Origin of the sequence: Thermosulfurimonas sp. (assembly GCF_015491435.1) — a bacterium.
Lineage (GTDB): Bacteria > Desulfobacterota > Thermodesulfobacteria > Thermodesulfobacteriales > Thermodesulfobacteriaceae > Thermosulfurimonas_A.
This window is the reverse complement of sequence record NZ_WFVX01000035.1, coordinates 1-9,212: the sequence shown is the minus strand read 5'-3', so window position 1 is coordinate 9,212 and position 9,212 is coordinate 1. Positions and strand designations below refer to the sequence as shown.

The following is a 9,212-nucleotide window of genomic DNA, read 5'->3' as shown; positions in this document are numbered from 1 at the left end:
TCCCCCACCACCGGATGGCCCTCCCGGGCCAGCTGAGCCCGAAGTTGATGCTTGCGTCCGGTTTCCGGAAAAAGAAGGATTCCGGTAAGTTCCCGGGAACGAAAAAAGACCCGAAATTCGGTTACGGCTTCCCGGGCTCCGGGAAAGGGCCGCTCCGAGATCCTGACCCGTCGCGAGCCCTCCTCCCACCGCAGAAAATGTCTGAGTCTTCCGGCCGAAAGCGGAAACCTCCCCTCCACCACCGCCACATAAACCTTGCTTATCTCACCCTCGCGAAAGGCCTCCGCAAGCCGGCGGGCGGCCTTTTCCGAGCGGGCGAAAAGCACCACCCCGGAAGTTACCTTATCCAGTCTGTGCACCGGGGCCAGAAAGGGGTTTCCGCCATACCTTCGCCGCAGGTACTCCCTCGCCCCAAAAAGAAGCCCTTCCTCCCCTCTGTGGACCCCCTGAACGGTGATTCCCGCGGGCTTATATATCCCCAGCAGATGACGATCCTCGTAAAGGATGTGCCACCTTTCCTTGACACCACCCCCGAATTGCACCATATTTGGGAACATGGAGTTTTACCTCATCCTAGCCGCTCTACTCGGGGTCCTCATCGCGGCCTTTGCCATTCAGAACGCCACTCCGGTAGCGGTAAAGTTCCTGGTGTGGGAGTTCCAGAGTTCCCTGGCGGTAATTGTAATCCTTTCCCTCCTGGCCGGCATGATCCTTATCTTCCTTATCTCCCTTCCCGGGCGTCTTAAACGCCGCAAGGAACTTTACGACAAGAACAAACGCATCGCCGAACTGGAGAAACGATTGACCGAACTGGAAAAGACGGCCTCCTCCGCTCAGACCACGGCATGAGTCCGGCCCTGGTAACCATAAAACCCGATTACGGCTATCCGGAAAAGGTCTCCTTGCTGGAAGCCCTTTATGCTCTGGTGGAGGAGGAAGCCCAGAATTATCCCTTTGTGTGTGAACCGGGTTGCGCCTCCTGCTGCACCACCTATCTCTGGGTGACCTCGCTTGAGGCCAGGTATCTTCACAAGGCCCTGGATCCGGATCTTGAGGCCCGTCTTCTGGCCTTGAAGGATTACCCCCGTCCGGGAAGCACCCCCAACACCATGGCCCTCCTTCTCATGCGCGGAAAGACCCCGCCGGAGGATCATCCCGGAGAGGTCGGGGTCTGTCCCCTCCTCGGCCCGGATAGGCTCTGTTCGGTCTATGAACGTCGCCCTCTTACCTGCCGGCTCATGTTCTCCGTGCAACGCTGCGAACTCTCCGGAGAAGCCCGGGTGCCGGAGGAATTCCTGGCCCTCTCCAGCCTCCTTTTTCAGATCGTAGAGGAAATAGACATCGGAGGTCTTTACGGACATCTGGCGGATCAGGTCCGGTTCCTCAGGGATCTAGAGAGGGGGGTAGAGGAAGTTCCGGAGGTGTTGCTCGGCAATCGCGAGGCCCCGGATCTGGCCTATCTTCCCCAGGAAGACAAACTGCGCCAGATACTGGCCCGGCTTTATCGACGTCGGCTACCCTCGGGAAAGACCTTCAAGGAAACCCTGGACCACCTTCGGGAAAATTTCGGTCCCCGGGAGGCCCTCTCTTTCCTCGATGAAATCCTCTAGGCCCCTCCTCTTTCTCCTTTTGCGTCATGAGGAAACCGAAAGCCCCCGCGGGGTCCTTTACGGACAGAGAGACGTGCCTCTCTCCAGCCGGGGTCGCCGGCGTACGGAAAAACTGGTGGAGAGATTATCCCGGCTTCCGGTGGAGGCCGTTTATAGCAGCGATCTATCCCGGGCCCTTTACGGAGCCGAACTCCTGAGTCGGCGCACCGGGGCCCCCCTTTTCGTAACTCCCCTCCTTCGGGAGATAGATTTCGGGGAATGGACCGGCCTTAGCCTGAGCGAACTTTTGGAGATCCCGGAGTTCGCCCAGCGTCTGGCCACTCCGGAAAAAATAAGCCCCCCCGGCGGGGAGAGTCTCTCTCAGCTCTTTGCCCGGGCCTCCCGGATGCTGGATCTCATTCGCCGAAAACACCCCGGGGGCCTGGTGGTGACCTTTGCCCACGGAGGATTCAATCGGGCCCTGGTTTCCTCCGTACTGGGCCTGTCTCCCCGACGTTTTTTCACCCTGGAACAACATCCGGGGGCCTTGAATCTCCTGGTATTCTTCCCGGAGGGGGTTCCGCTTCTGGCCCTCTTTAACGCCCCGGCGGAAATAGACCTCGCTCATTGGGTGGAGTATTATGGAGGCGGTGCGGAACCTCCTAGGTCAAATTAAAGACGCCGCGGCCCTGTGCGAGGAAGATCGTCTGGTACGGGTCAACCAGACCTTCCGGCGTCTCTTCGGCCTGAACAAACCCTATCCTTCGCTCTCGGAACTCCTGGCCCCTCTGCCCGAGGAAATCGGACGCTTCGAAGCCCGTCGGATCCATCCCCTGGAGCCACCCCTTCTTCTGGAAGGAGTTCTTCTTCCCTGGCGAGGGAAACGTCGCCTGCTCCTCCTCTGGGAAAGATCTTCCTTGGAACATCAGGAAAAACTGGAGCTTATGACCCGGCTGGCCGGGGAAATCGCCCATGAACTCAACAATCCCCTGGGAGGGATCCTCCTTTACGGAAACCTTCTCAAGGAAGACCTCCCGGAGGAAAGCCCCCTTCATCAGTACATCGACAAGATCATCAAGCTGGCCACCCGGGGCCGCATCATTGCCAAGACCATCCTGAGTCTGGCCCATCCGGAAGAGGGCCCTCGGGAAACCCTGGATCTCAATGTCCTCCTTCGGGAGATGTACGATCTGGTGGCTGAATACCGGGTGTTGAGACAGGTGGAACCCGTATGGGAACTCTCCCCGGAACCCGTACTCTGCCGCGGGATACGTTCTCAGATCGAACGGGTAATCCTCAATCTTCTCATCAACGCCGGTGAGGCCATGGAAGGTCGGGGCAAACTCTTCCTTAAGACCGGGAAAAGGGGCCGGGAGGTATATTTCGAGATCCGGGATACCGGGCCCGGGGTTCCCCCTTCCCTTCGGGCCCGCATCTTCGAACCCTTTTTCACCACCAAGAAACACGGCAAAGGCACCGGCCTTGGCCTTTCCATATCTTACAGTATAGTTACCAGACACGGAGGACGAATCGAACTGGAAGGGGCCCGGCCCCGAGGGGCTATCTTTCGGGTCCATCTTCCGGCCTTGGAGTATGAAAACGAAGGGACGGGTTCTCCTCATAGACGATGATCCCGGTATCCGGGACGCGGGGTTTCAGGTCCTCTCCCGCGAGGGCTACGAGGTGGAGCTGGCCGGCACCGCGGAGGAGGCCCGGCGACTCATCTCGGATTACGAATTCGATGTCATCGTCCTGGATCTAAAATTGCCCGGGGCCGAGGGGCTGGAGCTCCTCCGGGAAATCAAGGAGGAAGACCCTCAGGCCCAGGTGGTGGTCATCACCGCTTACGGAACGGTGCAGGTAGCGGTCTCGGCCATGAAACTGGGGGCCGCGGATTTTCTCCAGAAACCCTTCTCTCCCCAGGAACTGCGCCTGGCGGTGGCCAAGGCCCTGGAAAAAAGGCGTCTCACCCTGGAAAATATCTATCTGCGGCAGACCCTCCGGGAAAAGGAAGGGGCTCTGGAGTTCATCGGCCGCAGCGCGGCCATCCGTCGGGTGCTGGAACAGGCCGCCATGGCCGCGGAAACCGATTCCACAGTTCTTCTCACCGGTGAATCCGGCACCGGGAAAGGGCTCCTAGCCCGCAAGATCCACGAATGGAGCCCCCGGAAAGAGGGGCCCTTCGTGTTTGTGGATTGCGGCACCCTGGTCCCCACCCTCTTTGAGAGCGAGCTCTTCGGGCACGTCAAAGGGGCCTTCACCGGAGCCACCGCCCATAAGATCGGTAAATTCGAACTGGCCAACGGAGGGACCATCTTCTTTGACGAAATTGGAAACATTTCCCCGGACATCCAGGCTAAACTCCTGCGGGCGGTGGAGGAAAAGGAAATCTCCCCGGTGGGCAGTCACCGGGTGATAAGGGTGGATGTGCGTATCATCGCCGCCACCAACAAGGATCTGCGGGAAGAGGTGCGGGCCGGTAGATTCCGGGAGGATCTCTTCTTCCGCCTGAACGTGATCTCCATCCACCTCCCTCCGTTACGCGAAAGAAAAGAGGATATTCCCCTGCTTGCGGAATATTTCCTGAAAAGATACGCGGAAAAACACCGCAAACCGGTGCGCTCCCTGGCGCCGGAGGTGCTGGAGGCCTTCAAAACCTATTCCTGGCCGGGAAACGTGCGGGAACTCGAAAACACCATCGAGCGCCTGGTGGTCTTTTCCCGCAAACCGGTTATCGGACCGGAGGACCTCTATTTTGCCGGCTTCGAGACCGATTCCGCGGACTTCAGCCTGGAGGAAGATCTTCCTCTGGAAGAAATAGAAAAACGTTATATCCTTCGGGTCCTCAAGGCCTGCGGAGGCAATAAGAGCCTGGCTGCCCAGAAGCTCCGGATCGACCGTAAGACCCTGCGCGGAAAACTCAAACGCTGGGGCCTAGCCTGAGGAACCAGAAGAGCCGGATACCCGGCCCCTTTCGGCTCAGGGTAAAGCCCAGGAGCCCGTCCAGAAACTGGAGACTGCGTCCGGCCGGAGTCCGCCGATAGGAAAACAGAAAGGCCAGCTCGTGAACCCGAACCTCCCGGTCGGCCTCATACCGGTAAAGCCCCCAGAGAACACGCAGATAACAACGGCCGTCGGCCAGGTGATAAAGCTCGAATAAACGGAGAAGACTTCCCCAGGTGCGCTCCACCCCTTCGTCATAGAAGGGAAGCAGGGCCGGGAAATAAAAGAGACTTTCACCCCGGGCGTTCCGGGCCTCCACAAAGAGGGGCCATACCCGCAGAAAGAACTCCTTCTCGCGCCCGCGATAGGTGACCTTCCGAAAATGGGAAAGGAGCAGGATGCGCCCCTCCACCTCTTCCCCCTCTTCCTGACGCATGTGTTCCCCCATCAGCAGGGGCCAGAGCACAAAATCGGATTCATAATGCGGCGAACGCCGGGACCCGAAAAGGGGCCAGATCCGGAAACCACGGCGATGCTCCCCCTTCTGCCACTGGAAGAAGGGCCAGGGAAAATCCCACTGTTCAAAGGAATTGCCCTTGCCCTCCACGTGTTGAAAAAAGGGCCAGAGATAGATGGAGCGTCGAAATTGTCGGGCCTCTTCGTGGACATAAAGGGGCCAGACCATCCGGCGGCTAAAGGAGGGACTGCCCTCTTCGTAGCGGGTTTCCCGGATAAATATGGGCCAGAGGAAGAAACGGCGTTGAAACCGGCCCTTTTTCTCCCAGGATCCGAACAGGGGCCAGAATTTAAAACCCGAAAGGGTGGGACCCCGGCTGTAGTTGAAGATAGGCCAGAGGATATTGGTGGAACGATCCTCCCCCTTGCGGGAGGAGGAATAAAGCGGCCAGAGGAAGAAACGCACCTCGTCGGCCCCGAACCGTTCCCGAAAAACCCCATAAAGGGGAAAGATCCCTCCGTAGCCCTTCCCCTCCGCGGTGCGCCCCCAGAACACCGGAAAATAAGTATAGTGTTTTTCGCGACTCTTCTTGCGAGGCCCCACCTCCCAGTCATAGGAAATGAGAGGGACCAGACGAAAATGGCGATATTCCCTGTCCGCATAGTAATGCCCCAGCGGGGAGAGAAAATAAAAGTCCCGTCTCTCCCCCCGTTTCACCCAGGCCGCCAGAGGACGCAGGGCCACCGAGGATTCGTGTCCGTTTCGGTAACGATAAAAAAGGGGCCCTAAGGCCTCGAAACGGGAGACCTCGGGGCTGCGGGCCCAGAAGAAAAGAGGCCATAGATTTACGCGCTCTTCAGCGCCCGGAGAAACCGCCGGAAGACTCAACAGCAGGGCCAGGGAAAACCAGACCAGCCGGGAAAACCTCATCTCATAGCCGCTCCGGCAATGGTCCCCAGGATGGAAATGGGCACCTGTTCCTGGATACCGGTGGTGGCCCGGTTCACGTTCTGAAAGGCCCTCTTGGCCTCGTAATAAAGGGAATCGTCGTTGACCAGTTTACCCAGGGTACCCTGCCCTTGGTCGATCTTTCGGGTGATCCGTTCCAGGGAGGCTGCCGCGTTGTTCAGATGGTTGTATAGTTCGTCATCGGTGAGGAGTTTGCCCAGGGTGCCCTCGCCGCGATTGATCTTTTCCGCCACCTCAGCGATGGCCGTGGACCCCCTTTCCACACTATCCATGGCCTTTTTGAAGGATCGATAAAGATCTTCGTCGGTGAGGAGCTTGCCCAGGGTGCCCTCGCCGCGGGCCATCTTGTCTGAAACCACCCGCAGGTTATGCATGGTCACCTTAAAGTCGGATAGACTGCCCTTTAGATCCCGATAGAGGCTTTCGTCCGCCAGAAGTTTACCCAGGGTGCCCTGTCCGTTCACCAGCCTCTGCCCCACCACCTTGAAGGACGCACTGGCATCCCTCAAATTGGCCACCAGTTCCTTGAGGTTGTTCCTTCCCTCCTCGGTGCCCAGAATATCGGACAGCCCCTCAGCCACCTTGCGCAGATCCTTGAGGGTGGGGCCCACCTCGGCGATCAGTTCACTGAAATCCATGGGGCTTTCGGTGCGAGCCAGTTTCTCCCCGGGCTTCAGGAATTCCCGGCTGCGCCCCTGGCGGATCTCCACGAATTTGTCTCCCAGGACCCCGGCGGTACGGATCCGGGCCAGGGCATCCCGGCTTATCTTTACCCTTTTCTAGATGCGCAGCTCCACTTGAGCCTTACCCTGGGGCAGAAGCCCTATCCGGCCCACCCTTCCGATCTCCACCCCGGCCATCTCCACCCGGGCCCCCTTCACCAGTCCGGAAACATCGTCAAAAACGGCATAGAGCGGATAGGTACCCTTGGGGGCCAGGGATTCGGCCGCCAGTTTGATGGTCAGATACCCCAGGGCCAGAAGAGCCACCAGGACAAAGATCCCTACTTTAATTTCCGTGCTTTTTCTGTACATTTTGGACCTCCTCGGGATGGCATCCCTCAAAGGCACTGCGCAAAAATTCCTGCACAAAGGGATGCTCGCTCTTCCGGATTTCCTCGGGGGTGCCCTGAGCCACCACCTTCCCCTGGTGGAGAATGGCAATATAATCCGCCGCCCGCATGGCTATGGGCACGTCGTGGCTGACCACCACTCCGGTGAGCCCGTACTGGCGCTGGGTATCCCGGATAAGTTTCATGATGGAGACCTGAAGAAGGGGATCCAGCCCGGTGGTGGGTTCGTCAAAGAGGATGATCTCCGGTTCGAGAGCCAGGGCCCGGGCCAGAGCGGCCCGTTTTTTCATTCCTCCGGAAAGCTCGGAGGGATATTTGTCCCGGGCCTCCAGCAACCCCACTACCGCCAGCTTCTCCTGCACCCGTTTCTCTATCTCCGAATAGGAAAGACGGGTGTGCTCCCACAGGGGAAAGGCCACGTTTTCCGCCACGGTCATGGAATCGAACAGGGCTCCTTCCTGAAAAAGATACCCGAACCTCCGGCGCAGTCGCTGCCATTCCTTCTCGGAAAACCGGGTTACATCCTGACCGTCGATGATCACCTTCCCTCTATCCGGTTTGAGCAGGCCGATGATATGCTTGAGCAGTACGCTTTTTCCCGTACCGCTCTGCCCCATGATAAAGGTCAACTTTCCCCGGGGAATCCGGAGATTGACCCCCCGCAATACCTCATGTTCCCCAAAGCTTTTATAGAGTTCCTGAAGTTCAACCATACTTCAGAAGAGCAGCGAGGTCATAATGTAGTCTCCCACCAGGATACTCACCGAGGCGATAACCACGGCCTCGGTGGTGGCCCGTCCTACGCCCTCGGCCCCCCCGGTGGCGTTATATCCTTTGTAGCACCCGATAATGGAAAGCAGGGCCCCGAAAACCAGGGCCTTGTAAAGCCCGCTGGAAATATCTATCCATTCCACCATGTCCTGCATCTTCTTGATAAAGATCCCGGCATCCACCTTGAGGAGCAACACTCCCACCAGATATCCCCCGCCGATCCCCACCACGTCGGCGATTACCGTGAGCAGAGGCACCATGAGCACCGCCGCCCAGAGCCGGGGCACCACCAGATAATGGACCGGATTGATGGCCATAACCTCCAGGGCGTCGATCTGTTCCGTGACCCGCATGGTGCCGAGCTCCGCCGCCATGGCCGAGCCGGCCCGAGCGGTAACCATCAGACTGGTAAGCACCGGCCCCAGCTCCCGGACCATGGAAAGGGCCACCAGCCCCCCCAGCAGACTCTCCCCACCGAACTTGGAAAGGGCCCGGTAACTCTGAAAGGCAATAACCATTCCGGAAAAAAGAGCGGTCAGGATCACCACCAGAAGAGAATTCACCCCCACAAACTCCATCTGTTTGAAAAAGAGACGCACCCGATAGGGGGGACGAAAGGTATAAACCAGGGAGGTAAAAAACAGGAGGGCCATCCCCCCGGCCTCGGCCACAAAATTGACACCCAACCGTCCGAGATACTGGATGAAAGACAACATGGCTACCTCGCTATGCGCATTATATACCTAGGAAGGCCTACCAAGCAAATTTTCTATTTCCTTGTAAGTAGGAACTCCGGCCAGTCCGGGACGGGTGACCCCGATAGCAGCCATTTCCATAGCCTTTTCCAGGGCCTGGAGGGGGTTTTCTCCGCCGGAAAGCAGGGCAAAGAAGGCCCCGGCCAGGATGTCTCCGGCCCCAGTGGTATCCACGGCCTTCACCCGGCGAGCCGGGAGGAACTTCTCCTCCGAGCCGTGGAAGAAACTGGCCCCCTCCGCCCCCCGGGTGAGCACCAGATAACGCGTCTTTTGCCGCAGAAGGGAAAGAAGCCCCGCAAGATCCGCAGCCAGATCCTCCTCGCTTATCACCAGGGCCTCGAACCGGGGACAGGCGGTCAGATCCGGGACCCGCGGTCGAACCATTCCCTCCGGGGTCACCTCCCGGAACCAGCCCTGGGGATTGGCCACCAGCCTCCGATAGTTCAGCCCCTGCAGGAAACCTCCGTGCGGAGGGACCTCGTCCAGCACCGGGGCCAGATGCAAAATTTCTATCTCCGACGGCAGATCCAGAACCGCCCGGGGATCTATCCTCCCGGCCCGGGACCAGACCCTCTGTATGCGTCCGGAAGGCCCCTCTCGATTCTCGAAAACCGTGGTCTGCCGGGCCGGACAGAGATGCCAGAAGAGTTCCGGAA

12 protein-coding genes are annotated in these 9,212 nt (G+C 58.8%); 5 read left to right on the top strand and 7 right to left on the bottom strand.

The features are described from left to right. The coding region (locus tag F8J34_RS01450) for an RNA pseudouridine synthase (protein WP_297055746.1) at positions 1 to 557 on the bottom strand (557 nt) is incomplete at its 3' end. Between F8J34_RS01450 and F8J34_RS01445 the strand changes: the two genes are divergently transcribed. From F8J34_RS01445 to F8J34_RS01425, 5 genes are read left to right on the top strand one after another with little or no spacing between them, the layout of a single operon-like run. After that, positions 556 to 849 carry a LapA family protein gene (locus F8J34_RS01445; RefSeq protein WP_297055743.1) on the top strand — a complete coding sequence of 98 codons (294 nt, stop codon included), beginning with the start codon at positions 556 to 558 and terminating at the stop codon, positions 847 to 849. The genes F8J34_RS01450 and F8J34_RS01445 overlap by 2 nt on opposite strands. Further along, positions 846 to 1,610 carry a YkgJ family cysteine cluster protein gene (locus F8J34_RS01440; protein ID WP_297055738.1) on the top strand — a complete coding sequence of 255 codons (765 nt, stop codon included), beginning with the start codon at positions 846 to 848 and terminating at the stop codon, positions 1,608 to 1,610. The genes F8J34_RS01445 and F8J34_RS01440 overlap by 4 nt, the downstream gene beginning before the upstream one ends. Continuing rightward, entirely contained in the window at positions 1,597 to 2,265 is a 669-nt protein-coding gene (locus F8J34_RS01435) for a histidine phosphatase family protein (protein ID WP_297055735.1), read from the top strand. Before F8J34_RS01440 ends, F8J34_RS01435 begins: the two co-directional genes overlap by 14 nt. Continuing rightward, the gene (locus F8J34_RS01430; RefSeq protein WP_297055733.1) at positions 2,231 to 3,220 is read left to right on the top strand and encodes a HAMP domain-containing sensor histidine kinase; all 990 of its coding nucleotides are present in this window, start codon (positions 2,231 to 2,233) and stop codon (positions 3,218 to 3,220) included. The genes F8J34_RS01435 and F8J34_RS01430 overlap by 35 nt, the downstream gene beginning before the upstream one ends. Beyond that, positions 3,183 to 4,532 (top strand): sigma-54 dependent transcriptional regulator, encoded by a 1,350-nt coding sequence (locus F8J34_RS01425; RefSeq protein WP_297055731.1) that lies wholly within the window; start codon positions 3,183 to 3,185, stop codon positions 4,530 to 4,532. Before F8J34_RS01430 ends, F8J34_RS01425 begins: the two co-directional genes overlap by 38 nt. Here the strand turns inward: F8J34_RS01425 and F8J34_RS01420 are convergent. From F8J34_RS01420 to F8J34_RS01395, 6 genes are all read right to left on the bottom strand, one after another. Then, positions 4,510 to 5,919: a hypothetical protein gene (locus tag F8J34_RS01420; protein ID WP_297055728.1), complete on the bottom strand. Its 1,410-nt coding sequence runs from the start codon at positions 5,917 to 5,919 to the stop codon at positions 4,510 to 4,512. The genes F8J34_RS01425 and F8J34_RS01420 overlap by 23 nt on opposite strands. Further along, positions 5,916 to 6,668: a hypothetical protein gene (locus tag F8J34_RS01415; protein ID WP_297055724.1), complete on the bottom strand. Its 753-nt coding sequence runs from the start codon at positions 6,666 to 6,668 to the stop codon at positions 5,916 to 5,918. The genes F8J34_RS01420 and F8J34_RS01415 overlap by 4 nt, the downstream gene beginning before the upstream one ends. Positions 6,669 to 6,737: 69 nt before the next feature. Continuing rightward, on the bottom strand, positions 6,738 to 6,992 hold the full coding sequence (locus tag F8J34_RS01410) for an MlaD family protein (RefSeq protein ID WP_297055721.1): 255 nt from the start codon (positions 6,990 to 6,992) through the stop codon (positions 6,738 to 6,740). Beyond that, positions 6,967 to 7,743 carry an ABC transporter ATP-binding protein gene (locus tag F8J34_RS01405; protein WP_297055718.1) on the bottom strand — a complete coding sequence of 259 codons (777 nt, stop codon included), beginning with the start codon at positions 7,741 to 7,743 and terminating at the stop codon, positions 6,967 to 6,969. The genes F8J34_RS01410 and F8J34_RS01405 overlap by 26 nt, the downstream gene beginning before the upstream one ends. Positions 7,744 to 7,746: 3 nt before the next feature. Further along, the gene (locus tag F8J34_RS01400) at positions 7,747 to 8,517 is read right to left on the bottom strand and encodes an ABC transporter permease (RefSeq protein WP_297055716.1); all 771 of its coding nucleotides are present in this window, start codon (positions 8,515 to 8,517) and stop codon (positions 7,747 to 7,749) included. 27 nt (positions 8,518 to 8,544) lie between these two features. Further along, on the bottom strand, positions 8,545 to 9,212 hold a 668-nt coding region (locus F8J34_RS01395; RefSeq protein WP_297055713.1), incomplete at its 5' end, for a PfkB family carbohydrate kinase.

Coding starts and splice junctions, on each gene's coding strand:
- F8J34_RS01445 (WP_297055743.1), top strand. CDS start 556: ATGGAGTTTTACCTCATCCTAGCCGCTCTACTCGGGGTCCTCATCGCG.
- F8J34_RS01440 (WP_297055738.1), top strand. CDS start 846: ATGAGTCCGGCCCTGGTAACCATAAAACCCGATTACGGCTATCCGGAA.
- F8J34_RS01435 (WP_297055735.1), top strand. CDS start 1,597: ATGAAATCCTCTAGGCCCCTCCTCTTTCTCCTTTTGCGTCATGAGGAA.
- F8J34_RS01430 (WP_297055733.1), top strand. CDS start 2,231: ATGGAGGCGGTGCGGAACCTCCTAGGTCAAATTAAAGACGCCGCGGCC.
- F8J34_RS01425 (WP_297055731.1), top strand. CDS start 3,183: ATGAAAACGAAGGGACGGGTTCTCCTCATAGACGATGATCCCGGTATC.
- F8J34_RS01420 (WP_297055728.1), bottom strand. CDS start 5,919: ATGAGGTTTTCCCGGCTGGTCTGGTTTTCCCTGGCCCTGCTGTTGAGT.
- F8J34_RS01410 (WP_297055721.1), bottom strand. CDS start 6,992: ATGTACAGAAAAAGCACGGAAATTAAAGTAGGGATCTTTGTCCTGGTG.
- F8J34_RS01405 (WP_297055718.1), bottom strand. CDS start 7,743: ATGGTTGAACTTCAGGAACTCTATAAAAGCTTTGGGGAACATGAGGTA.
- F8J34_RS01400 (WP_297055716.1), bottom strand. CDS start 8,517: ATGTTGTCTTTCATCCAGTATCTCGGACGGTTGGGTGTCAATTTTGTG.